The 22,342-nt window shown below is 40.6% G+C and carries 38 protein-coding genes; all 38 read left to right on the top strand.

All coding sequences use genetic code 11. The features are described from left to right. Positions 1-12 precede the first annotated feature (12 nt). A complete protein-coding gene (locus ACEE44_RS07750; RefSeq protein WP_449171834.1) occupies positions 13-1,194 on the top strand; it encodes a competence/damage-inducible protein A in 1,182 nt (393 codons plus the stop codon). Positions 1,195-1,245: 51 nt separating this feature from the next. Then, positions 1,246-2,397, top strand: a complete 1,152-nt coding sequence (gene recA, locus ACEE44_RS07745) for a recombinase RecA (protein WP_449171833.1) — start codon at positions 1,246-1,248, stop codon at positions 2,395-2,397. A 157-nt stretch (positions 2,398-2,554) separates the two neighbouring features. Continuing rightward, on the top strand, positions 2,555-2,953 hold the full coding sequence (spx, locus tag ACEE44_RS07740; RefSeq protein WP_029177692.1) for a transcriptional regulator Spx: 399 nt from the start codon (positions 2,555-2,557) through the stop codon (positions 2,951-2,953). Positions 2,954-3,058: 105 nt separating this feature from the next. Continuing rightward, positions 3,059-3,325: an IreB family regulatory phosphoprotein gene (locus tag ACEE44_RS07735; protein WP_105108277.1), complete on the top strand. Its 267-nt coding sequence runs from the start codon at positions 3,059-3,061 to the stop codon at positions 3,323-3,325. Continuing rightward, positions 3,325-3,744, top strand: a complete 420-nt coding sequence (gene ruvX, locus ACEE44_RS07730) for a Holliday junction resolvase RuvX (RefSeq protein ID WP_105108278.1) — start codon at positions 3,325-3,327, stop codon at positions 3,742-3,744. Before ACEE44_RS07735 ends, ruvX begins: the two co-directional genes overlap by 1 nt. Positions 3,745-3,755: 11 nt before the next feature. Further along, positions 3,756-4,073 (top strand): DUF1292 domain-containing protein, encoded by a 318-nt coding sequence (locus ACEE44_RS07725; protein WP_004195480.1) that lies wholly within the window; start codon positions 3,756-3,758, stop codon positions 4,071-4,073. Positions 4,074-4,498: 425 nt separating this feature from the next. Then, positions 4,499-5,047 carry a nucleotidyltransferase family protein gene (locus ACEE44_RS07720; protein ID WP_161943271.1) on the top strand — a complete coding sequence of 183 codons (549 nt, stop codon included), beginning with the start codon at positions 4,499-4,501 and terminating at the stop codon, positions 5,045-5,047. Between the two features lie 86 nt (positions 5,048-5,133). Next, on the top strand, positions 5,134-5,607 hold the full coding sequence (locus tag ACEE44_RS07715) for a sigma-70 family RNA polymerase sigma factor (RefSeq protein WP_248051104.1): 474 nt from the start codon (positions 5,134-5,136) through the stop codon (positions 5,605-5,607). A 265-nt stretch (positions 5,608-5,872) separates the two neighbouring features. Further along, positions 5,873-6,181, top strand: coding sequence for a 30S ribosomal protein S10 (rpsJ, locus tag ACEE44_RS07710; RefSeq protein ID WP_002939332.1), 309 nt, complete (start codon positions 5,873-5,875; stop codon positions 6,179-6,181). Between the two features lie 97 nt (positions 6,182-6,278). Beyond that, positions 6,279-6,905, top strand: coding sequence for a 50S ribosomal protein L3 (gene rplC, locus ACEE44_RS07705; RefSeq protein WP_011921686.1), 627 nt, complete (start codon positions 6,279-6,281; stop codon positions 6,903-6,905). A gap of 24 nt (positions 6,906-6,929) precedes the next feature. Further along, the gene (rplD, locus tag ACEE44_RS07700) at positions 6,930-7,553 is read left to right on the top strand and encodes a 50S ribosomal protein L4 (RefSeq protein ID WP_004195490.1); all 624 of its coding nucleotides are present in this window, start codon (positions 6,930-6,932) and stop codon (positions 7,551-7,553) included. Then, complete coding sequence (locus ACEE44_RS07695) at positions 7,553-7,852, top strand: 50S ribosomal protein L23 (protein ID WP_004195491.1); 300 nt, start codon at positions 7,553-7,555, stop codon at positions 7,850-7,852. Before rplD ends, ACEE44_RS07695 begins: the two co-directional genes overlap by 1 nt. A gap of 17 nt (positions 7,853-7,869) precedes the next feature. Next, positions 7,870-8,703, top strand: a complete 834-nt coding sequence (rplB, locus tag ACEE44_RS07690) for a 50S ribosomal protein L2 (RefSeq protein ID WP_002936663.1) — start codon at positions 7,870-7,872, stop codon at positions 8,701-8,703. A gap of 250 nt (positions 8,704-8,953) precedes the next feature. Then, positions 8,954-9,235: a 30S ribosomal protein S19 gene (gene rpsS / locus ACEE44_RS07685; RefSeq protein ID WP_000533766.1), complete on the top strand. Its 282-nt coding sequence runs from the start codon at positions 8,954-8,956 to the stop codon at positions 9,233-9,235. A 17-nt stretch (positions 9,236-9,252) separates the two neighbouring features. After that, positions 9,253-9,597, top strand: a complete 345-nt coding sequence (gene rplV / locus ACEE44_RS07680) for a 50S ribosomal protein L22 (protein WP_002936662.1) — start codon at positions 9,253-9,255, stop codon at positions 9,595-9,597. Positions 9,598-9,609: 12 nt separating this feature from the next. Then, positions 9,610-10,263: a 30S ribosomal protein S3 gene (rpsC, locus tag ACEE44_RS07675; RefSeq protein WP_044689746.1), complete on the top strand. Its 654-nt coding sequence runs from the start codon at positions 9,610-9,612 to the stop codon at positions 10,261-10,263. A 3-nt stretch (positions 10,264-10,266) separates the two neighbouring features. Beyond that, positions 10,267-10,680, top strand: a complete 414-nt coding sequence (rplP, locus tag ACEE44_RS07670; protein ID WP_002936660.1) for a 50S ribosomal protein L16 — start codon at positions 10,267-10,269, stop codon at positions 10,678-10,680. 9 nt (positions 10,681-10,689) lie between these two features. Then, positions 10,690-10,896, top strand: a complete 207-nt coding sequence (rpmC, locus tag ACEE44_RS07665; RefSeq protein WP_002936659.1) for a 50S ribosomal protein L29 — start codon at positions 10,690-10,692, stop codon at positions 10,894-10,896. Between the two features lie 23 nt (positions 10,897-10,919). After that, positions 10,920-11,180, top strand: coding sequence for a 30S ribosomal protein S17 (rpsQ, locus tag ACEE44_RS07660; RefSeq protein WP_000440801.1), 261 nt, complete (start codon positions 10,920-10,922; stop codon positions 11,178-11,180). Between the two features lie 24 nt (positions 11,181-11,204). Continuing rightward, complete coding sequence (gene rplN, locus ACEE44_RS07655) at positions 11,205-11,573, top strand: 50S ribosomal protein L14 (RefSeq protein WP_002936658.1); 369 nt, start codon at positions 11,205-11,207, stop codon at positions 11,571-11,573. Positions 11,574-11,657: 84 nt separating this feature from the next. Next, positions 11,658-11,963, top strand: coding sequence for a 50S ribosomal protein L24 (rplX, locus tag ACEE44_RS07650; protein ID WP_014637292.1), 306 nt, complete (start codon positions 11,658-11,660; stop codon positions 11,961-11,963). A 23-nt stretch (positions 11,964-11,986) separates the two neighbouring features. Beyond that, complete coding sequence (rplE, locus tag ACEE44_RS07645) at positions 11,987-12,529, top strand: 50S ribosomal protein L5 (RefSeq protein ID WP_002936653.1); 543 nt, start codon at positions 11,987-11,989, stop codon at positions 12,527-12,529. Positions 12,530-12,543: 14 nt separating this feature from the next. Next, positions 12,544-12,729 (top strand): type Z 30S ribosomal protein S14, encoded by a 186-nt coding sequence (locus ACEE44_RS07640; protein ID WP_002936651.1) that lies wholly within the window; start codon positions 12,544-12,546, stop codon positions 12,727-12,729. 189 nt (positions 12,730-12,918) lie between these two features. Continuing rightward, complete coding sequence (gene rpsH, locus ACEE44_RS07635; protein WP_002936647.1) at positions 12,919-13,317, top strand: 30S ribosomal protein S8; 399 nt, start codon at positions 12,919-12,921, stop codon at positions 13,315-13,317. Positions 13,318-13,599: 282 nt separating this feature from the next. Beyond that, a complete protein-coding gene (rplF, locus tag ACEE44_RS07630) occupies positions 13,600-14,136 on the top strand; it encodes a 50S ribosomal protein L6 (protein ID WP_449171832.1) in 537 nt (178 codons plus the stop codon). A gap of 88 nt (positions 14,137-14,224) precedes the next feature. Next, positions 14,225-14,581 (top strand): 50S ribosomal protein L18, encoded by a 357-nt coding sequence (rplR, locus tag ACEE44_RS07625; RefSeq protein WP_002936641.1) that lies wholly within the window; start codon positions 14,225-14,227, stop codon positions 14,579-14,581. Between the two features lie 18 nt (positions 14,582-14,599). Further along, positions 14,600-15,094, top strand: coding sequence for a 30S ribosomal protein S5 (rpsE, locus tag ACEE44_RS07620; protein WP_002936639.1), 495 nt, complete (start codon positions 14,600-14,602; stop codon positions 15,092-15,094). A gap of 14 nt (positions 15,095-15,108) precedes the next feature. Further along, positions 15,109-15,291 carry a 50S ribosomal protein L30 gene (gene rpmD, locus ACEE44_RS07615; protein ID WP_002936638.1) on the top strand — a complete coding sequence of 61 codons (183 nt, stop codon included), beginning with the start codon at positions 15,109-15,111 and terminating at the stop codon, positions 15,289-15,291. Positions 15,292-15,421: 130 nt separating this feature from the next. Continuing rightward, on the top strand, positions 15,422-15,862 hold the full coding sequence (rplO, locus tag ACEE44_RS07610; RefSeq protein ID WP_002936637.1) for a 50S ribosomal protein L15: 441 nt from the start codon (positions 15,422-15,424) through the stop codon (positions 15,860-15,862). Positions 15,863-15,875: 13 nt separating this feature from the next. After that, the gene (secY, locus tag ACEE44_RS07605; RefSeq protein WP_172050312.1) at positions 15,876-17,186 is read left to right on the top strand and encodes a preprotein translocase subunit SecY; all 1,311 of its coding nucleotides are present in this window, start codon (positions 15,876-15,878) and stop codon (positions 17,184-17,186) included. 93 nt (positions 17,187-17,279) lie between these two features. Then, positions 17,280-17,921, top strand: a complete 642-nt coding sequence (locus ACEE44_RS07600) for an adenylate kinase (RefSeq protein WP_449171831.1) — start codon at positions 17,280-17,282, stop codon at positions 17,919-17,921. Between the two features lie 122 nt (positions 17,922-18,043). Beyond that, the gene (gene infA, locus ACEE44_RS07595; RefSeq protein ID WP_002936627.1) at positions 18,044-18,262 is read left to right on the top strand and encodes a translation initiation factor IF-1; all 219 of its coding nucleotides are present in this window, start codon (positions 18,044-18,046) and stop codon (positions 18,260-18,262) included. A 24-nt stretch (positions 18,263-18,286) separates the two neighbouring features. Beyond that, positions 18,287-18,403, top strand: a complete 117-nt coding sequence (gene rpmJ / locus ACEE44_RS07590) for a 50S ribosomal protein L36 (protein WP_001808836.1) — start codon at positions 18,287-18,289, stop codon at positions 18,401-18,403. 19 nt (positions 18,404-18,422) lie between these two features. Further along, complete coding sequence (gene rpsM, locus ACEE44_RS07585) at positions 18,423-18,788, top strand: 30S ribosomal protein S13 (RefSeq protein WP_449171830.1); 366 nt, start codon at positions 18,423-18,425, stop codon at positions 18,786-18,788. A 17-nt stretch (positions 18,789-18,805) separates the two neighbouring features. Further along, the gene (gene rpsK, locus ACEE44_RS07580; RefSeq protein ID WP_003080097.1) at positions 18,806-19,189 is read left to right on the top strand and encodes a 30S ribosomal protein S11; all 384 of its coding nucleotides are present in this window, start codon (positions 18,806-18,808) and stop codon (positions 19,187-19,189) included. A 44-nt stretch (positions 19,190-19,233) separates the two neighbouring features. Beyond that, a complete protein-coding gene (locus ACEE44_RS07575; RefSeq protein WP_449171829.1) occupies positions 19,234-20,172 on the top strand; it encodes a DNA-directed RNA polymerase subunit alpha in 939 nt (312 codons plus the stop codon). Positions 20,173-20,186: 14 nt separating this feature from the next. Continuing rightward, on the top strand, positions 20,187-20,573 hold the full coding sequence (gene rplQ / locus ACEE44_RS07570; RefSeq protein WP_105113652.1) for a 50S ribosomal protein L17: 387 nt from the start codon (positions 20,187-20,189) through the stop codon (positions 20,571-20,573). A 212-nt stretch (positions 20,574-20,785) separates the two neighbouring features. Next, on the top strand, positions 20,786-22,045 hold the full coding sequence (locus ACEE44_RS07565; RefSeq protein WP_449171828.1) for a glutamate-cysteine ligase family protein: 1,260 nt from the start codon (positions 20,786-20,788) through the stop codon (positions 22,043-22,045). Positions 22,046-22,342 lie beyond the last annotated feature (297 nt).

The following is a 22,342-nucleotide window of genomic DNA, read 5'->3' as shown; positions in this document are numbered from 1 at the left end:
CAGAGGAGGAATATGAAAGCAGAACTAATTGCCGTTGGGACGGAGATTTTGACAGGCCAAATCATTAATACCAATGCCCAGTTCCTTTCGGAGAAATGTGCAGAGCTGGGAATTGATGTTTATTTCCACACAGCTGTTGGAGATAATGAAAACAGGCTTCTGTCTGTACTGGAGGTAGCCAGGAAGCGTAGTGAGCTAGTCATTCTCTGTGGAGGTCTTGGACCAACAGAAGATGACTTGACCAAGCAGACCTTGGCGGCCTTCTTAGGTAGAAAATTGGTCTTTGATGAAAAAGCCATGGCAAAATTAGACCGCTTCTTTGCCAGCCGACCAGGTCGTGTCCGCACGCCCAATAATGAACGCCAGGCACAAATTGTTGAGGGCAGTCAAGCGCTACAAAATCCAGCAGGATTGGCAGTGGGAGGCATGATTGAGCAAGATGGGGTAACCTATATTGTTTTGCCTGGCCCACCAAGTGAGCTCAAGGCTATGTTTACAGAAAGTTTGCAGCCCTTGTTTGACCAGTCAAGTCAACAACTCTACTCTCGAGTCCTGCGCTTTTTTGGCATTGGTGAAAGTCAGTTGGTGACTGTTTTGGCGGACTTGATCGACAAGCAGACAGACCCAACTCTTGCTCCTTATGCAAAAGTTGGAGAGGTAACTTTACGCTTGTCCACCAAAGCGACCAGCCAAGAAGAAGCAAATCTACGTTTGAATCAGTTGGAAGAAGACATCTTACAACGTGATAAACTGGTCGACTATTTCTATGCCTATGGTGAGGACAATAGTTTGGTCAAAACGGTAGCGACTCGTTTGGTGGAGAAAAGACAAACCATCGCTATCGTCGAACAAGGGACAGGTGGTCTCTTGCAAGCTGAATTGAGCCTGGCTTTGGCTGAACAGCCGTATTTTAGCGGAGGAAAAGTCATCGGTCAGCTAGGGACAGAATCGGGCTGGCTATCAGAGGAAGCTGACTGCATTCGGCAGGAGCTGCAAGCTGATTTGGGTTTGGCTGTGTCTGTGCTTATCAAACCGGAATCAACAGAGGACAACGTACTTGCAAAAGTATATCTCACTTTGGCTACGACCTCGGGTATTTCCCAAAAAGAGACAGATTTAGGTGGTTATTCGTGGCAATACCTTCGCCAGCTTGCTTGTCTGCAGGCCTGGGATTTTGTACGAAACACTTTGTGAAATAGCAGATATTTGCTATAATAGTTTGACTAAGAAAAGAGGAGAAAATCATTGGCTAAGAAACCAGGAAAAAAATTAGAAGATATTACAAAGAAATTTGGCGATGAGCGTAAAAAAGCGCTGGATGATGCTCTAAAATCAATTGAAAAAGATTTTGGTAAGGGTGCTGTTATGCGTCTTGGGGAGCGTGCTGAACAAAAAGTTCAAGTCATGAGCTCAGGTAGCTTATCAATCGACATTGCGCTTGGAGCGGGTGGCTATCCGAAAGGTCGTATCATTGAGATTTACGGTCCAGAGAGCTCAGGTAAGACAACTGTTGCTCTACACGCAGTAGCTCAAGCCCAGAAAGATGGTGGTATTGCTGCCTTTATCGATGCGGAGCATGCCTTGGATCCAGCCTATGCAGCAGCTCTTGGTGTCAATATTGATGAGTTACTCTTGTCCCAGCCAGACTCAGGGGAACAAGGTCTTGAAATTGCAGGCAAGCTGATAGACTCTGGTGCGGTTGACTTGGTTGTTGTGGACTCTGTTGCTGCCCTAGTACCACGTGCAGAAATCGACGGTGATATCGGTGATAGCCATGTTGGTTTACAGGCTCGTATGATGAGTCAGGCCATGCGCAAACTCGGTGCATCCATCAACAAAACCAAGACAGTAGCTATTTTCATCAACCAATTACGTGAAAAAGTCGGTGTCATGTTTGGTAACCCTGAAACAACACCTGGTGGACGTGCGCTTAAATTCTATGCATCTGTCCGTATGGATGTTCGTGGAAACACACAAATCAAAGGGACAGGCGACAAGAAAGATCAAAACGTTGGTAAGGAAACCAAGGTGAAGATTGTGAAGAACAAGGTGGCTCCACCATTTAAAGAAGCTGTTGTTGAAATCATGTACGGTGAAGGAATTTCTCGCACAGGTGAATTGATTGAGATTGGTAGCAACCTCGGCATCATCCAAAAAGCAGGTGCTTGGTATTCATATAATGGAGAAAAAATTGGCCAAGGTTCTGAAAATGCTAAGAAATTCTTAGCAGATAATCCAGCAATCTTTGATGAAATTGACCGCAAAATCCGTGTTCACTACGGCCTGATTGAAGCTGATGAAACGCAAGAAGCTGTGACAGAAGAGGCTTCTGTTGCTATCGAAGAGGTTCAAGATGTTGTCCTAGATCTTGATGGCGGTATTGAATTAGAAGAATAAAAACGAAAAAGTTTGGGTTATCCAGACTTTTTTTGATTGAAAAACGAATATTCGCCCAAAAATTTAAAGTTTTTTAAAAATAGGTCTACAGACGGATGGAATTTGTGGTATAATGTTTTATAATGTGCTTACTAAGATGTAGCAAAGGAGTGACTACATGATTAAAATTTATACAGTATCTAGTTGTACTTCTTGTAAGAAAGCAAAGAACTGGTTGAATGCCCATCAATTGTCCTATAATGAACATAACCTAGCTAAAGAGGCAATCACCAAGGAAGAAATTTTAAATATCTTGACCAAGACGGAAAACGGCATTGCAAGTATTGTATCGTCAAAAAATCGCTATGCTAAGAGTTTGGATTTTGATATCGAAGATTTGAGTGTCAATGAAGTGATTGACTTGATTACTTCTAATCCACGTATTTTGAAAAGCCCAATTCTGATTGACGAGAAACGATTGCAGGTTGGATATAAAGAAGATGACATTCGCGCCTTCTTACCACGAGCGGTTCGCAATGTAGAGAACGCTCAAGCTCGTATGCGAGCAGCTTTATAAGAGTAGGAAAGAACTCTGATGATAGAGTTCTTTTTGCTCTTTCTTTGAGATTATGTAGATAGTGTGTTATAATGGGAGTAAGACATAATGAAAGAAGGTGTAAGTATGGGATTCACAGAAGAAACAGTCCGATTTCGTCTGGATGATACAGATAAGCAAGAAATTAGCCAAACGCTGACCAGTGTTTATCGTTCATTGGATGAGAAGGGGTATAATCCAATTAACCAAATCATAGGCTACGTATTAAGTGGGGACCCTGCTTATATTCCGCGCTATAATGATGCCCGCAACCAAATTCGTAAACATGAACGCGATGAAATTATCGAAGAATTGGTGCGCTACTATTTGAAAGGAAATGGGATTGACCTCTAATGAGAATAATGGGATTAGACGTCGGTTCTAAGACAGTTGGCATAGCCATTTCAGACCCCTTGGGCTTCACAGCTCAAGGATTGGAAATCATCCCAATTGACGAAGAAAAGGGTGAATTTGGTTTAGAGCGTTTAACTGAGTTAGTAGAGCAGTATAAGGTTGATAAGTTTGTTGTAGGCCTACCTAAGAACATGAACAATACTAGCGGACCTCGTGTTGAAGCTAGTCAAGCTTATGGAAATTTATTGATTGAACAATACAAACTACCAGTTGATTATCAGGATGAACGGTTAACAACCGTAGCGGCAGAGCGCATGCTGATTGAGCAGGCAGATATCAGTCGCGGAAAACGCAAGAAAGTTATTGACAAATTAGCAGCTCAGCTGATTTTGCAAAATTATTTAGATAGAACATTTTAAAGGAGATACTAATGGCACATCATCATGACCATGAACACGACCACAATCACGACGAACGTGAATTGATTACTTTGGTAGACGACCAAGGTAATGAAACACTTTTTGAAATTTTATTGACAATTGATGGTCAAGAAGAATTTGGTAAAAACTACGTTCTTTTAATTCCTGCAAGCGCAGAAGAAGATGAGAACGGAGAAGTTGAAATCCAAGCTTACTCATATATTGAAAATGAGAACGGTACAGAAGGCGACCTACAACCAATCCCAGAAGACGCGACAGCAGAGTGGGATATGATTGAAGAAGTCTTCAACAGCTTTATGGAGGAATAAAAAGGTCCGGGTGGACCTTTTTATCTTTTGCTTGAAAACAGGAGAGCAAAACTAGGTCCGGGTGGACCTTTTTATCTTTTGCTTGAAAACAGGAGAGCAAAACTAGGTCCAGTGGACCTTTTTATCATGAGCCTGAAAACAAGAAAGCGAATTAAGGTCCGTGTGGACCTTTTTATCTTTTGCTTGAAAACAGGAGAGCAAAACTAGGTCTGGCTGGACCTTTTTATCAGGAGCTGAAAATCGAAGAGCTAATCAAGGTCCTGTGGACATCGAATCATGAGTCCATAAATTAGAAATCGAATAAAGGTCTGGTGAATGTTTTAATCTGTTCCCTGTCGTTAGAATGATAATTCTAACGATTTTTTTAAGGAAGCTAGAAAAAAATAACACTAAAATCAATGAACAACTTGAAGGTAGAAGATTGTATGAAAGAAGAGTTAGAAAGATATTTGTTAAAAGACCCTGATATCATTAGGATTTTGGGGATTGTAAAGGATTTAGACTTAGCTGATTCATGGATTTGTGCGGGAACAATTCGTAATTTTATCTGGAATCACTACCGTTTTGATAAAAATACGGATGTTGATCTTATCTTTTACGATGACCAAGTGTCGTATCAAGCAACAAAAGAATTAGAAGTAAATTTGCGTCAAAGATATCCGGAATATCAGTGGGAAGTTAAGAATCAAGTATTTATGCACATTCATAGCCCGGATACCTCTCCTTATCAATCGTCAAAAGATGCAATAGAAAAATTTCCTGAAAGGTGTACCGCAATTGGTGTTCGGCAAGCAGAGAAAGGGAATATAGAACTATTTGCGCCTTATGGATTAACTGATATTTATAATTATTTGGTACGACCAACTCCTCATTTTATTGGTAATTCTAAACGAATGGATTTATATGAGAAAAGAATAAAAAAGAAGAATTGGAAAAAACAATGGTCTAAAATAACCATAAAATATGAAGAATAAAACGAAATATAATCCGATAGACAAAAATGTCCTGTAGAAAGTTAGCTCTTTTCGATAAACTTAAACCATCAAACAAAGGAGATAGGATGATGGAATTTGAAAAGGTCTATGATTGCGTAAAAGGAATTGTTAACAAGGCTCGTAAAGAGTTTTATATCAAACTGTGGGACAGAGATGACTGGGAGCAGGAAGGCATGATAACCTTGTTTGAATTATTGGAGGATCAACCATGGTTGATTGGGGAAAGAGCTCAGTTGTATTGTTATTTCAAGGTTAAATTTAGAAATCGGATTAAGGACTATGTTCGCAGACAGGAAAGTAAAAAGCGAAAGTTTGACCGAATGCCTCATGAAGACATACATGAACTATCACAAGTAATACAATCGCCAGGTTTAGTCAATGACGAGCTATTGTTGTTGAGAGGTGCCTTGAGAGATTATCGGAAAAATTTGTCCATGGACCAATTGGAAAATTATGAAAAACTAATTAGTGGTCAGAGTTTCAATGGTCGTAAGAATATGCTTAGGGATTTACAAGAACATTTAAAGGATTTTCGATGATTGTTTTCTACTAATTATTATAAGAATAATGGCGATAGAATACACGAACCGCCTCCCAAAACAGAAGTTTTGGGATTTTTAAATTTTTAAGTAAAAACTCTTGCAATGCACAATATAATTTGATAGAATGTTCTAGTGCCGTAAAATTACGGCTGTAGCTTTGATGCAAGAGGTTGCGACACGCTCGGTTGCATTGCCACGCAACACGTGTTGGTTTTCTTGTGGAGCTAGCCTATTATCTTAAATAGACGAAAAGGAGAAAAAGATGGCAAACAAAAAAATCCGCATCCGCTTGAAAGCGTACGAACACCGTACACTTGATACAGCAGCTGCAAAAATCGTTGAAACTGCAACTCGTACAGGTGCTCAAGTAGCAGGTCCAGTTCCACTTCCGACAGAACGTAGCCTCTACACAATCATCCGTGCGACTCACAAGTACAAAGATTCTCGTGAGCAGTTCGAAATGCGTACACACAAACGTTTGATCGACATCATCAACCCAACTCAAAAAACAGTTGATGCTTTGATGAAATTGGATCTTCCAAGTGGTGTGAACGTAGAAATCAAATTGTAATCAAGTCGCGAGCAAAACTCAGAAACTTGATTTGAGCATAAAAAACGCTCGTTAAAAACTTTTTAAATACAAAATTAAGAAAAGGAATATTTTTCTCATGACAAAAGGAATCTTAGGGAAAAAAGTGGGAATGACTCAAATCTTCACTGAATCTGGTGAATTTATCCCTGTAACTGTCATCGAAGCAACTCCAAACGTTGTTCTTCAAGTGAAAACAGTTGAAACTGATGGTTATGCAGCAGTTCAAGTTGGTTTTGATGACAAACGTGAAGTATTGAGCAACAAACCTGCCAAAGGCCATGTAGCTAAAGCTAACACAGCTCCTAAGCGCTTCATTCGTGAATTCAAAAACATTGAAGGCTTGGAAGTTGGACAAGAAATTACAGTTGAAACTTTCGCAGCTGGTGATGTTGTTGATGTAACTGGTACATCTAAAGGTAAAGGTTTCCAAGGTGTTATCAAACGCCATGGTCAATCACGTGGTCCTATGGCTCACGGTTCTCGTTACCACCGTCGTCCAGGTTCTATGGGTCCTGTTGCACCTAACCGTGTATTCAAAGGTAAAAACCTTGCAGGTCGCATGGGCGGCAACCGTGTAACAATTCAAAATCTTGAAGTTGTACAAGTTGTTCCAGAAAAGAACGTTATCCTTATCAAAGGTAACGTACCAGGTGCTAAGAAATCTCTTATCACTATCAAGTCAGCAGTTAAAGCTGGTAAATAATAAGGAAAGGGGAAATCAGTCGAAATGGCAAACGTAACATTATTTGACCAAACTGGTAAACAAGCTGGTGAAGTAGTTCTTAACGATGCGATCTTTGGTATCGAGCCAAACCAAGCAGTTGTATTTGATGTGATCATCAGCCAACGTGCTAGCCTTCGTCAAGGTACTCACGCAGTTAAAAACCGTTCAGCAGTCTCAGGTGGCGGACGCAAACCATGGCGTCAAAAAGGAACTGGACGTGCTCGTCAAGGTTCTATCCGCTCACCACAATGGCGTGGCGGTGGCGTAGTCTTCGGACCAACTCCACGTTCATACGCGTACAAACTTCCACAAAAAGTTCGTCGCTTGGCACTTAAATCTGTTTACTCAGAAAAAGTTGCTGAAAACAAATTTGTAGCTGTTAACTCACTTGAATTCACAGCTCCAAAAACTGCTGAATTTGCAAAAGTACTTGCAGCATTGAGCATTGATTCTAAAGTCCTTGTTATTCTTGAAGAAGGCAACGAATTCGCAGCTCTTTCTGCTCGTAACATCCCAGGAGTTAAAGTTGCAACTGCAACAACTGCAAGCGTACTTGACATCGCAAATGCAGACAAACTTCTTGTAACTCAAGCAGCTATCTCTAAAATTGAGGAGGTTCTTGCATAATGAATTTGTATGATGTTATCAAAAAACCTGTCATCACAGAAAGCTCAATGGGCCAACTCGAAGCAGGCAAGTATGTATTTGAAGTTGACACTCGTGCACACAAACTCTTGATCAAGCAAGCTGTTGAAGCTGCATTCGAGGGTGTTAAAGTTGCAAATGTTAACACAATCAACGTGAAACCTAAAACAAAACGCGTAGGTCGTTATGTAGGTCGCACAAACAAAGTGAAAAAAGCAATCATCACATTGGCTGCTGATTCAAAAGCGATCGAATTGTTCGCTACAGCTGACGCTGAATAATCAAAGGAGGAATTAACGTGGGTATTAAAGTTTATAAACCAACGACAAATGGCCGTCGTAACATGACTTCTTTGGACTTCGCTGAAATCACAACAAGCACTCCAGAAAAAAGCTTGCTTGTTGCTTTGAAGAGCAAAGCTGGTCGTAACAACAACGGTCGCATCACTGTTCGTCACCAAGGTGGCGGTCACAAACGTTTCTACCGTTTGGTAGACTTCAAACGTAACAAAGATGGCGTTGAAGCAATCGTTAAAACGATCGAGTACGATCCAAACCGTTCAGCAAACATCGCTCTTGTACACTACACAGACGGTGTTAAAGCATATATCATTGCTCCTAAAGGTCTTGAAGTTGGTCAACGTATCGTTTCAGGTCCAGAAGCAGATATCAAAGTTGGTAACGCACTTCCACTTGCAAACATCCCAGTCGGTACTGTTGTTCACAACATCGAGTTGAAACCAGGTCGCGGTGGTGAGTTGGTTCGTGCTGCTGGTGCATCTGCACAGGTTCTTGGTCAAGAAGGTAAATATGTTCTTGTTCGCCTTCAATCAGGTGAAGTTCGTATGATCCTTGGTACTTGCCGTGCTACTGTTGGTACTGTAGGTAACGAACAACATGGCCTTGTTAACCTTGGTAAAGCAGGACGTAGCCGTTGGAAAGGTATCCGTCCAACAGTTCGCGGTTCTGTAATGAACCCTAACGATCACCCACACGGTGGTGGTGAAGGTAAAGCACCAGTTGGTCGTAAAGCACCATCTACACCATGGGGTAAACCAGCTCTTGGTTTGAAAACTCGTAACAAGAAAGCTAAATCTGACAAACTTATCGTTCGTCGTCGCAACCAAAAATAATCTATTCTTAGTTGCATAGCATTCTATATCATCCGCCAACTCGGTAGGGTTTGTTATGGACTGACTATTCCAGCACCTCAGTTTGATTGAAATGCCAATTTGACGCAGTGGTTGATTGCAGTTTCTAGTAGCTTAGCTACGTCGAAACTTCTAATCAACTGTGCGGGGGCAGGACAACGAACACGGGAACTGGGGTTCTGTCCAGCTCCCAAGCCGCTGTGGTACATATTTTAAAGGAGAAAACACTAAAATGGGACGTAGTCTTAAAAAAGGACCTTTCGTCGATGAGCATTTGATGAAAAAAGTTGAAGCTCAAGCAAACGACGAAAAGAAAAAAGTAATTAAAACTTGGTCACGTCGTTCAACGATCTTCCCAAGTTTCATCGGTTATACAATCGCAGTTTACGATGGACGTAAACACGTACCTGTATACATTCAAGAAGACATGGTAGGTCACAAACTTGGTGAATTTGCACCAACTCGTACTTACAAAGGTCATGCTGCTGACGATAAGAAAACTCGTCGTAAATAATTTAGGAGGAAAACACAATGGCAGAAATTACTTCAGCTAAAGCAACTGCTCGCACAGTACGTGTTTCACCTCGTAAATCACGTCTTGTCTTGGATAACATCCGTGGCAAAAGCGTAGCAGACGCAATCGCAATCTTGAAATTCACACCAAACAAAGCTGCAGGCATTATCGAGGGAGTTTTGAACTCAGCAATCGCTAACGCTGAGAACAACTTTGGTTTGGAAAAAGCTAACTTGGTAGTCAGCGAAGCATTCGCAAACGAAGGACCAACGTTGAAACGTTTCCGTCCACGTGCGAAAGGTTCAGCTTCACCAATTAACAAACGCACAGCTCACATCACTGTAGTTGTGGCAGAGAAATAAGGAGGTAAAAACGTGGGTCAAAAAGTACATCCAATTGGTATGCGTGTTGGCATCATCCGTGATTGGGATGCTAAATGGTATGCTGAAAAAGAATACGCGGATTACCTTCATGAAGATCTTGCAATCCGCAACTTTATCAAAAAAGAATTGGCTGATGCGTCAACATCAACAATCGAAATCGAACGTGCTGTAAACAAAGTTATCGTTTCTATCCACACTGCTAAACCAGGTATGGTTATCGGTAAAGCTGGTAGCAACGTTGATGCACTTCGTGCTCAATTGAACAAATTGACTGGTAAGCAAGTACACATCAACATCATCGAAATCAAACAACCTGATTTGGATGCACACCTTGTTGGTGAGTCAATCGCTCGTCAATTGGAGCAACGTGTGGCATTCCGCCGTGCTCAAAAACAAGCTATCCAACGTGCAATGCGCGCTGGTGCAAAAGGTATCAAAACACAAGTTTCTGGTCGTTTGAATGGTGCGGATATTGCCCGTGCAGAAGGCTACTCAGAAGGAACTGTTCCTCTTCATACACTTCGTGCGGATATCGACTACGCTTGGGAAGAAGCTTTGACAACTTACGGTAAACTTGGTATCAAAGTATGGATCTACCGTGGTGAAGTTCTTCCAGCTCGTAAAAACACTAAAGGAGGTAAATAACAAATGTTAGTACCTAAACGTGTAAAACACCGTCGTGAATTCCGTGGAAAAATGCGCGGTGAAGCTAAAGGTGGAAAACAAGTAGACTTTGGTCAATACGGTCTTCAAGCAACTACTAGCTCATGGATTACAAACCGCCAAATCGAAGCTGCCCGTATCGCTATGACGCGTTACATGAAACGTGGTGGTAAAGTTTGGATTAAAATCTTCCCACACAAATCATACACTGCTAAAGCTATCGGTGTACGTATGGGTTCTGGTAAAGGTGCTCCTGAAGGTTGGGTAGCTCCAGTTAAACGCGGTAAGGTTATGTTTGAAGTAGCTGGCGTTTCTGAAGAAATTGCACGTGAAGCATTCCGCCTTGCTGGTCACAAATTGCCAGTTAAAGTTAAATTCGTAAAACGTGAAGCAGAATAAGGAGAAGACATGAAACTTCAAGAAATTAAAGATTTTGTAAAAGAACTTCGTGGCCTTTCTCAAGAAGAACTTGCTAAGAAAGAAAACGAATTGAAGAAAGAACTCTTCGAACTTCGTTTCCAAGCTGCTGCTGGTCAACTTGAGCAAACTGCTCGTTTGAACGAAGTGAAGAAACAAATTGCACGTATCAAAACTGTGCAATCTGAAACTAAATAATAGATTGGGAAAGGAGAATTTCAATGGAACGCAATAATCGTAAAGTTCTTGTTGGACGCGTAGTATCTGACAAAATGGACAAAACAATCACAGTTGTAGTTGAAACTAAACGTAACCACCCAGTCTATGGTAAACGTATTAACTACTCTAAAAAGTACAAAGCTCATGATGAAAACAATGTTGCTAAAGAAGGCGATATCGTTCGTATCATGGAAACTCGCCCACTTTCAGCTACAAAACGTTTCCGTCTTGTAGAAGTTGTGGAAGAGGCAGTTATCATTTAATCAACCTGAAAGGAGAAAATTGACATGATTCAAACAGAAACTCGTTTGAAAGTTGCTGACAACAGTGGCGCACGTGAAATCTTGACAATCAAAGTTCTTGGTGGTTCAGGACGTAAATTCGCGAACATCGGCGACATCATCGTTGCTTCAGTAAAACAAGCTACTCCTGGTGGTGCGGTTAAAAAAGGTGACGTTGTTAAAGCCGTTATCGTTCGTACTAAGACAGGTGCTCGTCGTGCTGATGGTTCATACATCAAATTCGATGAGAATGCTGCAGTTATCATCCGTGAAGATAAAAACCCTCGCGGAACTCGTATCTTTGGCCCAGTGGCACGCGAATTGCGTGATGGCGGTTTCATGAAAATCGTTTCATTGGCACCAGAAGTACTTTAATTTAAAATCTAACAAACTAAGTCCCCTGGTTAACAAACTAACCAGGGTGCCCATTAGGGCGTAAGAAATTATAGGAGAAATCAAATGTTTGTAAAAAAAGGCGATAAAGTTCGCGTAATCGCTGGTAAAGACAAAGGCGTTGAAGCTCTTGTCGTAACAGCACTTCCAAAAGTAAACAAAGTTATTGTTGAAGGTGTTAACATCGTTAAGAAACACCAAAAACCAAACAGCGAAAACCCTCAAGGCGCTATCGTTGAAAAAGAAGCTCCAATCCATGTGTCAAACGTTCAAGTTCTTGACAAAAATGGTGTTGCAGGACGCGTTGGTTACAAGTTTGTAGACGGCAAAAAAGTTCGCTACAACAAAAAATCAGGCGAAGTGCTTGATTAATCACGAAGGAAAGGAGAAGTATAATGGCAAATCGTTTAAAAGAAAAATATCTTAATGAAGTAGTTCCTGCTTTGACTGAACAATTTAACTATTCTTCAGTTATGGCTGTGCCAAAAGTTGATAAGATCGTTTTGAACATGGGTGTTGGTGACGCTGTTTCTAACGCTAAAAACCTTGAGAAAGCTGCTCAAGAATTGGCTTTGATCTCAGGTCAAAAACCACTTATCACTAAAGCTAAGAAATCAATCGCCGGCTTCCGTCTTCGTGAGGGTGTTGCGATCGGTGCGAAAGTAACTCTTCGTGGCGAACGTATGTATGAATTCTTGGACAAATTGGTTACAGTTTCACTTCCACGTGTACGTGACTTCCACGGTGTACCAACTAAGTCATTTGACGGACGTGGTAACTACACACTTGGTGTGAAAGAGCAATTGATCTTCCCAGAAATCAACTTCGACGATGTTGATAAAACTCGCGGTATGGATATCGTTATCGTTACAACTGCTAACACTGACGAAGAATCACGTGCATTGCTTACTGGCCTTGGTATGCCGTTTGCAAAATAAGAGGGAGAGAATAAATGGCTAAAAAATCAATGATCGCTAAGAACAAACGCCCAGCTAAGTTCTCTACACAAGCTTACACACGCTGTGAAAAATGTGGACGTCCACACTCAGTTTACCGCAAATTCAAATTGTGCCGTGTATGCTTCCGCGACTTGGCTTACCTTGGACAAATTCCTGGCGTAACAAAAGCTTCTTGGTAAGAATAACTTGCTATTCCCTTGCAATTTGTCGTCAGCACTTCTGGTCATATCTTAGTATTGCCTGTCAAGTGCTTCCTAGTATTGCTTAGGACTAGCAACTTATTCTATTTACACTTATCACTTGTCCGCAAGGACATCATTAACTAGCAAGTGATTTAATCAAACTGCTAGTAAGAGGAGAAACAACAAATGGTTATGACTGACCCAATTGCAGATTTTTTGACACGTATTCGTAACGCTAACCAAGCAAAACACGAAGTGCTTGAAGTTCCTGCATCAAACATCAAAAAAGGTATTGCTACAATCCTTAAAAACGAAGGTTTTGTAAAAAACGTTGAATTCATCGAAGATGACAAACAAGGCATCATCCGCGTATTCTTGAAATACGGACCAAACGGTGAAAAAGTTATCACTAACTTGAAACGCGTTTCAAAACCAGGTCTTCGTGTTTACTCAAAACGTGAAGATATTCCAAAAGTTCTTAACGGACTTGGTATCGCAATCATCTCAACATCAGAAGGTCTTTTGACTGACAAACAAGCTCGTCAAAAGAACGTTGGTGGTGAGGTTATCGCATACGTTTGGTAATCTTTTAGCTTCCAATTTCGTCATGTGTCTGTGTTAGAGCGTCTTGGCATACTCGAGTATAGCCTGCGTCGCTCTGCCTTGCCACATTTAGAAATTGAAACCTAAAAGCATGATACAAACGCGAGAGGACCAGCTCTTCGTGCGTGTTCAAATCAGACTTACTGATTATTTAGTATCATGTAACCTGCTCAATCGAACACGGGCTATTGTCCGTGTTTAAATGAGCCCCCGTGAAAACTGGTCGCTTGACGGCTTGATAATTTAACAGGAGAATTAAAAAATATGTCACGTATTGGTAATAAAGTAATTACATTGCCTGCTGGAGTAGAGCTTGCTCAAAACAACGGCGTGGTAACTGTAAAAGGACCTAAAGGGGAATTGACTCGTGAATTCCCAACTGCTATTGAAATCCGTTTGGAAGGTACAGAAGTTACTCTTCACCGTCCAAACGATTCAAAAGAAATGAAGACTATTCACGGTACTAGCCGTGCTAACCTCAACAACATGGTTGTTGGTGTTTCTGAAGGCTTCAAAAAAGAACTTGAAATGCGTGGTGTCGGTTACCGTGCTCAATTGGCTGGTAACAAATTGACACTTGCTGTTGGTAAATCACACCCAGACGAAGTGGTTGCACCAGAAGGTATCACATTTGAAGTTCCAACACCAACACAAATCATCGTGTCTGGTATCAACAAAGAAGTTGTTGGTCAAACAGCAGCTTACATCCGTAGCCTTCGCGCTCCTGAGCCATACAAAGGTAAAGGTATCCGCTACGTTGGTGAATTCGTTCGCCGTAAAGAAGGTAAAACAGGTAAATAATAGCTTGCTGAGGTGGCTGAGCCACCTGGCTGACTATTTCTCAAATTGTTTCGTAAGAAACAGAATCATACATTAAGAGGTGAATATTGTGATTTCAAAACCAGATAAAAACAAAATCCGCCAAAAACGCCACCGTCGCGTTCGCGGTAAAATCTCTGGAACTGCTGCTCGCCCACGTTTGAACATTTTCCGTTCTAATACAGGCATCTACGCTCAAGTGATTGATGACGTAGCGGGTGTAACGCTCGCAAGCGCTTCTACTCTTGATAAAGAAGTTTCAAAAGGTACTAAGACAGAACAAGCTGTTGTTGTAGGTAAACTCGTTGCTGAACGCGCGGTAGCTAAAGGTATTTCTGAAGTGGTCTTTGACCGCGGTGGATATCTCTATCACGGACGTGTGAAAGCTTTGGCTGAATCAGCTCGTGAAAACGGATTGAAATTCTAATAGGGAGGACACTAAGAAATGGCATTCAAAGATAACGCAGTTGAAATTGAAGAACGCGTAGTAGCCATCAACCGTGTTACAAAAGTTGTTAAAGGTGGACGTCGTCTTCGTTTTGCAGCTCTTGTGGTTGTTGGTGACCGTAACGGTCGCGTAGGTTTCGGTACTGGTAAAGCTCAAGAAGTACCAGAAGCTATCCGTAAAGCAGTTGAATCTGCTAAGAAAAACATGATTGAAGTACCAATGGTTGGTACAACAATTCCTCACGAAGTTCGCTCAGAATTTGGCGGCGCTCGTGTATTGTTGAAACCTGCTTCAGAAGGTTCAGGGGTTGCTGCCGGTGGTGCAACTCGTGCCGTAATCGAATTGGCAGGTATCGCAGATGTGACTTCTAAGTCACTTGGTTCAAACACACCAATCAACATCGTTCGCGCAACAGTTGAAGGTTTGAAACAATTGAAACGTGCTGAAGAAGTGGCTGCACTTCGTGGCATCTCAGTTTCTGATTTAGCATAAGAAAGGAGATACTCATGGCTCAAATTAAAATCACTTTGACTAAGTCTCCAATCGGTCGCAAACCAGAACAACGTAAAACAGTTGTTGCACTTGGACTTGGTAAATTGAACTCTTCAGTTGTTAAGGAAGATAATCCAGCTATCCTTGGTATGGTTAACGCTATCTCTCACTTGGTAACTGTAGAAGAAGTTAAGTAAAATAACAAATGGCTAAGTCGCATAGAAAATTCTTTGCGACTTCTAGTCAATTTAATAAAATAAGCGAGTTTGTGGACAAAGACTCTTGTATTCCACAGGCGCTAGCCTATAAAAGAGGAGAAAATAAGTAATGAAACTTCATGAATTGCAACCTGCTACAGGTTCTCGTAAAGTCCGCAACCGTGTAGGTCGTGGTACATCATCAGGTAACGGTAAAACTTCTGGCCGTGGTCAAAAAGGTCAAAAAGCTCGTAGCGGTGGCGGTGTTCGTCCAGGTTTTGAGGGTGGACAAACTCCATTGTTCCGTCGTCTTCCAAAACGTGGATTTACAAACATCAACGCTAAAGAATACGCAATCGTTAACCTTGATCAATTGAACGCTTTTGAAGATGGTGCTGAAGTAACACCAGTTGTACTTATCGAAGCTGGTATTGTTAAAGCTGAAAAATCAGGTATCAAAATCCTTGGTAACGGCGAATTGACGAAGAAATTGACAGTTAAGGCTGCTAAATTCTCTAAATCAGCTGAAGAAGCAATCACTTCTAAAGGTGGCTCAGTAGAAGTCATCTAAGAGGTGACAGCCTATGTTTTTTAAGCTTTTAAAGGATGCCTTGAAAATAAAATTGGTACGTAGTAAAATTCTATTTACCATTTTTATCCTTTTGGTTTTCCGAATCGGTACTCATATTACAGTGCCAGGAGTAAATGCAAAAAGTCTTGAAGCCTTGTCAAATGTCCCATTTTTGAACATGTTGAGTCTGGTTTCTGGTAATGCAATGCGAAATTTTTCGGTCTTTGCGCTAGGGGTTAGCCCATATATCACAGCTTCTATCATTGTTCAACTCTTACAAATGGATATCTTACCCAAATTTGTAGAATGGGGAAAACAGGGTGAAGTTGGTCGACGGAAGTTAAATCAAGCGACCCGATACATCTCTTTGGTGTTGGCGTTTGTTCAGTCTATCGGTATCACAGCAGGTTTCAATGCTCTATCAGGCGCAAAATTAACAAATATGCCACTTAACTGGCAAACTTATTTGTTAATTGGTTCCATTTTAACAACTGGTTCAGTTATTGTTACTTGGTTAGGAGAACAAATTTCTGAAAAAGGCTACGGTAATGGGACATCAATGATTATCTTTGCAGGTATCATTTCTTCCCTACCAGGAACTTTTTATGAGATTTACATCGACCGTTTTGTTAATATTGAATCGAGTCGTCTGGGACAATCTGCGATTTTTGTTGCAGCATTGATTGTCTTAATACTTTTTGTAATTTACTTTACAACATTTGTACAACAAGCTGAGTATAAACTACCAATTCAATACACAAAACGTGCTCAAGGTGCGCCTTCTAGTTCTTACTTGCCCCTAAAATTGAATCCAGCAGGAGTTATTCCCGTTATCTTTGCAGGTTCCATTACTGCAGTTCCAACTTCTTTGATTCAATATTTTGCAAGTCAGAATAGAAGTGCAGGTTGGTTAATGGCAGTTCAAGAATACTTTGATTATTCAACTGTCAAAGGAATGATTGTTTACGCAAGTTTGATTATCTTGTTTACTTTCTTCTATACATTCGTTCAGGTCAATCCTGAAAAAACTGCAGAAAGTTTACAAAAGAGTGCTGCCTACATCCACGGCGTACGGCCTGGAAATGGGACAGAACAATTCTTGTCTAAATTGCTGAAGCGTTTAGCTGCGATTGGCGCACTATTCCTAAGCTTTATTGCCTTGCTACCAATTCTTGCACAAAATCTCTTTGGGCTTTCTTCGAATATTGCTTTCTTGGGTACGAGTTTGATCATCTTGATTTCAACAAGTATCGAAGGTATTAAGCAGTTGGAAGGCTACCTTCTAAAGAGAAAATATGTAGGTTTCTTGGAAATTACAGAATAGAATATAGGTTGACCTCGTCAACCTTCTATTTTGTTTTTAGATAAGTTTGTCAATGTTGGCAAATTTATGTGAAAACAAAATAAGGAGTTTGTCATGAATCTTTTAATTATGGGTTTACCAGGTGCTGGTAAGGGGACACAGGCAGCTAAGATTGTAGAGAAATTTAATGTTGCTCATATTTCTACTGGCGATATGTTCCGCGCAGCGATGGCTAATCAGACTGAGATGGGGGTTTTGGCTAAGTCTTATATTGACAAGGGCGATTTAGTACCAGATGAAGTTACTAATGGCATTGTCAAAGAGCGCTTGGTTCAAGATGATATTAAAGAAAAAGGTTTCTTGTTGGACGGTTACCCACGTACTATCGAACAAGCCCATGCACTAGATGCAAACTTGGCGGATTTGGGTATTGAATTGCAAGGAGTAATCAACATTGATATTGATCCATCAAAATTGATTGAGCGTCTAAGTGGCCGCATCATTCATAAGGAAACAGGTGAAACCTTCCACAAGGTATTCAATCCACCAGTTGGGGATTACAAAGAGGAAGATTTCTACCAACGTGAAGATGATAAGCCAGAATCTGTTAAACGCCGTTTAGAAGTAAACATTGCACAAGGTCAACCGATTATCAAACACTATCGTGCCAAAGGATTGGTGCATGATATTGAAGGAGACCAAGACATCGAACTTGTTTTCAAAGCAATTGATACTGTGCTATCAAAATTGCAATAAACTTAATAGATTTGGCTTGCATTTTTCCACCAAAAGTGATAAAATAGCCTAGTCTGACTTATAATTGTTACCTCTGTGTTCAGAGGGCATCAAATCGATATTTAGAGAGGGGTTACTTTTGCATGGCAAAAGAAGATGTGATTGAAATTGAAGGCAAAGTAGTTGATACAATGCCAAATGCTATGTTTACTGTTGAGTTGGAAAATGGACACCAAGTCCTTGCAACTGTTTCTGGTAAAATCCGTAAGAACTACATTCGTATTTTGGTCGGTGACCGCGTAACTGTTGAGCTTAGTCCATACGACTTGACACGTGGACGTATCACATACCGCTTTAAATAGTCGAAATACTTGGAGGGATTAGACATGAAAGTAAGACCATCGGTCAAACCAATTTGCGAATACTGCAAAGTCATTCGTCGTAATGGTCGTGTTATGGTGATTTGCCCAGCAAACCCTAAACACAAGCAACGTCAAGGTTAAGAAATAGAAAGGAGAAAACATGGCTCGTATTGCTGGAGTTGACATTCCAAATGACAAACGTGTAGTTGTTTCATTGACTTATGTTTACGGTATCGGTCTCGCAACTTCTAAGAAAATTCTTGCTGCTGCAGGTATTTCAGAAGATGTTCGCGTAAAAGACTTGACACCTGATCAAGAAGACGCTATTCGTCGCGAAGTTGATGCAATCAAAGTTGAAGGTGACCTTCGTCGTGAAGTTAACTTGAACATCAAACGTTTGATGGAAATCGGTTCATACCGTGGTATCCGTCACCGTCGTGGACTTCCTGTCCGTGGACAAAACACTAAAAACAATGCCCGCACTCGTAAAGGTAAAGCTGTTGCGATCGCAGGTAAGAAAAAATAAAATAGGAGGTAGAAAAATTGGCTAAACCAACACGTAAACGTCGTGTGAAAAAGAATATCGAATCTGGTATTGCTCATATTCACGCAACATTTAATAACACTATTGTTATGATTACTGATGTGCATGGTAACGCTCTTGCTTGGTCATCAGCTGGCGCTCTTGGTTTCAAAGGTTCTCGTAAATCTACACCATTTGCTGCTCAAATGGCTGCCGAAGCTGCTGCTAAATCTGCACAAGAACACGGTCTTAAAACAGTTGAAGTTACCGTTAAAGGCCCAGGTTCAGGTCGTGAGTCTGCTATCCGCGCTCTTGCTGCCGCTGGTCTTGAAGTAACAGCAATTCGTGATGTGACTCCTGTACCACACAATGGTGCTCGTCCTCCAAAACGTCGCCGTGTATAATCATACATACCATACACAGCTTTTCGTTTAAGAGGGAGTAAGAAATGATTGAGTTTGAAAAACCAACAATAACAAAAATTGATGAAAAAAAAGATTACGGCAGATTTGTCATCGAACCGCTAGAACGTGGTTATGGAACAACTCTTGGTAACTCTCTTCGTCGTGTACTTCTTGCTTCACTTCCAGGTGCTGCAGTAACATCAATTAAAATTGATGGCGTACTCCACGAATTCGACACAGTTCCAGGTGTCCGTGAAGATGTTATGCAAATTATTCTTAGCATCAAAGGCATTGCTGTAAAATCTTATGTCGAAGACGAAAAGACGATTGAACTTGATGTAGTAGGTCCAGCTGAAGTAACAGCAGGGGACATTCTTACTGACAGTGACATTGAAATTATAAACCCAGATCATTATCTTTTCACTATTGCTGAAGACGCAAGCTTTAGAGCTACCTTGACCGTCAATTCAGGTCGTGGTTATGTGCCAGCTGAAGGTAATAAAAAAGATGATGCACCAGTGGGAACACTTGCGGTGGATTCAATCTATACGCCGGTGACAAAAGTCAACTATCAGGTTGAACCAGCTCGCGTTGGTAGCAATGATGGATTTGACAAATTAACACTTGAAATCAATACAAATGGTACAATTATTCCAGAAGATGCTTTAGGTCTTTCAGCTCGTATTTTGATGGAGCACCTTGGTCTATTTACAGATTTGACTGAAGTTGCTAAATCTGCAGAAGTAATGAAGGAAACTGAAGTAACGTCTGACGACCGTATGCTCGATCGTACGATTGAGGAATTGGACCTATCTGTTCGCTCATACAACTGTTTAAAACGTGCAGGCATCAATACTGTATTTGATTTGACAGAAAAAACTGAGCCAGAAATGATGAAAGTGCGCAATCTTGGTCGTAAGAGTCTTGAAGAAGTCAAGGTTAAATTGGCTGACTTAGGTCTGGGATTGAAGAAAGATAAATAATATAGGAGGAAATCATGGCATACCGTAAACTAGGACGCACTAGCTCACAACGTAAAGCAATGTTGCGCGATTTGACAACTGACCTTTTGATCAACGAATCAATCGTTACAACTGAAGCTCGTGCTAAAGAAATCCGTAAAACAGTTGAAAAAATGATCACACTTGGTAAACGTGGTGACTTGCACGCACGTCGTCAAGCTGCTGCATTCGTTCGTAACGAAATCGCATCTGAAAACTATGACGAAGCTACTGACAAGTACACAGCTACTACTGTACTTCAAAAATTGTTCTCAGAAATCGCGCCTCGCTATGCAGAACGCAATGGTGGATATACTCGTATCCTCAAAACTGAACCACGTCGTGGTGATGCTGCCCCAATGGCAATTATCGAACTTGTATAAGATCATCAATTTTGTTGAGTGTTATGATGATGGGATTTGTTTCAAATCCTTAGTCTAGCTCTGGTCTGCCGCTGGGTTCATCCCAGCGGTAACACTCATCATATTGATTGGACGCTTGTTTACGAAATTACTCTAATGTAGAATAATTTCGTAAGCAGGCGTTTTATTTTTGCATAAAATTTGATATACTTTAAAGAACGAATGGAGGATACATGGCTGAAATTACTAACTTCTTTAAAGATTATTATCTTTCGAAAATACAGGATAACCCAGAATTATTTATTGGAATTGAACTTGAATATCCAATAGTGAATAAAAATGGAGGACCCACCTCTATAAAAGTAACCAAAGATTTACTCGTACATCTTGCAAAGAATATGGATTTTTACGTAAGGAAGTTGGATGAAACTGGCAATCCTATAGAGATTGTCAATGATGATGGCGATCTTATCCTATTCGAAGTAACTTATAACACGCTAGAATTGGCGTTTGCAAAGGCAAAATGTATTCACGATGTAGCCAAGCGCTTTGAATTATATCTACAAGAAATACAGGGAGTCTTGGCTTTATATGATCATGAATTGCAGGGAGTGGGAATAAATCCTAGTTGGCAGTTAAATGACCACAGACCAGTAGCTACAGATCGTTATAAGATGCTAATGGCTTATTTAAGATTGGCTGAAAACCAGCCTCATATGCATCCCTATGTGGATTATGCGGGTTTTATTTGCGGCAACCAGGTTCAATTTGATGTATCACGTGAAAACTATCTACGGGTTATAAATGCATTTAATAAGATTGAAGCTGTCAAGGCCTTCCTTTTTGCGAATTCTGAATTTGCCGAGCGTGAAGATTGGACAATAAGTCGAGATTATTTTTGGGAATCCTCTATGCATGGTTTGATAGAGGATAATGTCGGGGTATATCCAGAGGATTTCAATACAGAAACAGATTACCTTGAGTTTCAGAAAAAAACGGCCATCTTCTATATTGAACGTGATGCAAAATGTTATTACTTCCCCCCTATTACTGTAGAAGACTTTCTAAGAATGAAAAAAATAACTGCTATGACTACCTCTGGTCAGTCGCAGGAAATTGTTCCAACTACTAGCGATTTGAAAACACATCGTTCTTATCATTATCAGGAGTTGACCAAAAGAGGCACAATTGAATTTAGAAGTATCTGTACACAACCATTTGATAAGACATTTGCACCGATTGCCTTTCAATTAGGGTTGCTTGTAAATTTAGAAAAATTTGAAAAAATACTAGAAGAAACGGATTTCTTTGACTATTTTGGAAGAGATTACAAGCATCTTCGTAAACAATTCTCAGTAAAACACCTTACGAGAAGAGAACGAGAAATCGTAGGGCAATTATCCAGAGAACTAGTGACTTGTGCGACAGAAGGTCTGAAAGTCAGAGGTATGGGGGAAGAAAAATACTTATTATCTTTACAGGGTAATAACTAATAATCATTTTAGGTTATCAGCTATTTTTATTTCATCAAAAATAGGCATGAAAAAAGTTTCAAAAAAGAGTTGACAAGAGGAAATGAAGATGATAGAATGATTGAGTTGTCTTATAGAGAACCTGTTAACCGTTTGAAAAAAAGTTTCAAAAAGTAGTTGACAAGGTTAAGTGAAGATGATAGAATAATTGAGTTGTCAAATCTGAAGCGACAGAACACAAAAAAGAAATTAAAAAAGTTTCAAAAAAGTGTTGACAATCAGTTGAAGAAATGATAAACTAAGATAGTTGTCGCGAGA

Source organism: Streptococcus sp. 32226D021BW (assembly GCF_053545015.1).
The sequence above is the reverse complement of the archived record's forward strand: the minus strand, read 5'-3'. Positions and strand labels throughout refer to the sequence as shown.

Coding starts and splice junctions, on each gene's coding strand:
- rplQ (WP_105113652.1), top strand. CDS start 20,187: ATGGCATACCGTAAACTAGGACGCACTAGCTCACAACGTAAAGCAATG.
- rpsH (WP_002936647.1), top strand. CDS start 12,919: ATGGTTATGACTGACCCAATTGCAGATTTTTTGACACGTATTCGTAAC.
- rplV (WP_002936662.1), top strand. CDS start 9,253: ATGGCAGAAATTACTTCAGCTAAAGCAACTGCTCGCACAGTACGTGTT.
- ACEE44_RS07720 (WP_161943271.1), top strand. CDS start 4,499: ATGAAAGAAGAGTTAGAAAGATATTTGTTAAAAGACCCTGATATCATT.
- rplD (WP_004195490.1), top strand. CDS start 6,930: ATGGCAAACGTAACATTATTTGACCAAACTGGTAAACAAGCTGGTGAA.
- rpsS (WP_000533766.1), top strand. CDS start 8,954: ATGGGACGTAGTCTTAAAAAAGGACCTTTCGTCGATGAGCATTTGATG.
- spx (WP_029177692.1), top strand. CDS start 2,555: ATGATTAAAATTTATACAGTATCTAGTTGTACTTCTTGTAAGAAAGCA.
- rplO (WP_002936637.1), top strand. CDS start 15,422: ATGAAACTTCATGAATTGCAACCTGCTACAGGTTCTCGTAAAGTCCGC.
- rplF (WP_449171832.1), top strand. CDS start 13,600: ATGTCACGTATTGGTAATAAAGTAATTACATTGCCTGCTGGAGTAGAG.
- secY (WP_172050312.1), top strand. CDS start 15,876: ATGTTTTTTAAGCTTTTAAAGGATGCCTTGAAAATAAAATTGGTACGT.
- ACEE44_RS07565 (WP_449171828.1), top strand. CDS start 20,786: ATGGCTGAAATTACTAACTTCTTTAAAGATTATTATCTTTCGAAAATA.
- rplN (WP_002936658.1), top strand. CDS start 11,205: ATGATTCAAACAGAAACTCGTTTGAAAGTTGCTGACAACAGTGGCGCA.
- ACEE44_RS07575 (WP_449171829.1), top strand. CDS start 19,234: ATGATTGAGTTTGAAAAACCAACAATAACAAAAATTGATGAAAAAAAA.
- rpmC (WP_002936659.1), top strand. CDS start 10,690: ATGAAACTTCAAGAAATTAAAGATTTTGTAAAAGAACTTCGTGGCCTT.
- ruvX (WP_105108278.1), top strand. CDS start 3,325: ATGAGAATAATGGGATTAGACGTCGGTTCTAAGACAGTTGGCATAGCC.
- rplP (WP_002936660.1), top strand. CDS start 10,267: ATGTTAGTACCTAAACGTGTAAAACACCGTCGTGAATTCCGTGGAAAA.
- rplX (WP_014637292.1), top strand. CDS start 11,658: ATGTTTGTAAAAAAAGGCGATAAAGTTCGCGTAATCGCTGGTAAAGAC.
- ACEE44_RS07750 (WP_449171834.1), top strand. CDS start 13: ATGAAAGCAGAACTAATTGCCGTTGGGACGGAGATTTTGACAGGCCAA.
- ACEE44_RS07600 (WP_449171831.1), top strand. CDS start 17,280: ATGAATCTTTTAATTATGGGTTTACCAGGTGCTGGTAAGGGGACACAG.
- rplC (WP_011921686.1), top strand. CDS start 6,279: ATGACAAAAGGAATCTTAGGGAAAAAAGTGGGAATGACTCAAATCTTC.
- rpmD (WP_002936638.1), top strand. CDS start 15,109: ATGGCTCAAATTAAAATCACTTTGACTAAGTCTCCAATCGGTCGCAAA.
- ACEE44_RS07715 (WP_248051104.1), top strand. CDS start 5,134: ATGATGGAATTTGAAAAGGTCTATGATTGCGTAAAAGGAATTGTTAAC.
- ACEE44_RS07735 (WP_105108277.1), top strand. CDS start 3,059: ATGGGATTCACAGAAGAAACAGTCCGATTTCGTCTGGATGATACAGAT.
- rplE (WP_002936653.1), top strand. CDS start 11,987: ATGGCAAATCGTTTAAAAGAAAAATATCTTAATGAAGTAGTTCCTGCT.
- ACEE44_RS07640 (WP_002936651.1), top strand. CDS start 12,544: ATGGCTAAAAAATCAATGATCGCTAAGAACAAACGCCCAGCTAAGTTC.
- ACEE44_RS07725 (WP_004195480.1), top strand. CDS start 3,756: ATGGCACATCATCATGACCATGAACACGACCACAATCACGACGAACGT.
- rpsE (WP_002936639.1), top strand. CDS start 14,600: ATGGCATTCAAAGATAACGCAGTTGAAATTGAAGAACGCGTAGTAGCC.
- rpsQ (WP_000440801.1), top strand. CDS start 10,920: ATGGAACGCAATAATCGTAAAGTTCTTGTTGGACGCGTAGTATCTGAC.
- rpmJ (WP_001808836.1), top strand. CDS start 18,287: ATGAAAGTAAGACCATCGGTCAAACCAATTTGCGAATACTGCAAAGTC.
- rpsM (WP_449171830.1), top strand. CDS start 18,423: ATGGCTCGTATTGCTGGAGTTGACATTCCAAATGACAAACGTGTAGTT.
- ACEE44_RS07695 (WP_004195491.1), top strand. CDS start 7,553: ATGAATTTGTATGATGTTATCAAAAAACCTGTCATCACAGAAAGCTCA.
- infA (WP_002936627.1), top strand. CDS start 18,044: ATGGCAAAAGAAGATGTGATTGAAATTGAAGGCAAAGTAGTTGATACA.
- rpsJ (WP_002939332.1), top strand. CDS start 5,873: ATGGCAAACAAAAAAATCCGCATCCGCTTGAAAGCGTACGAACACCGT.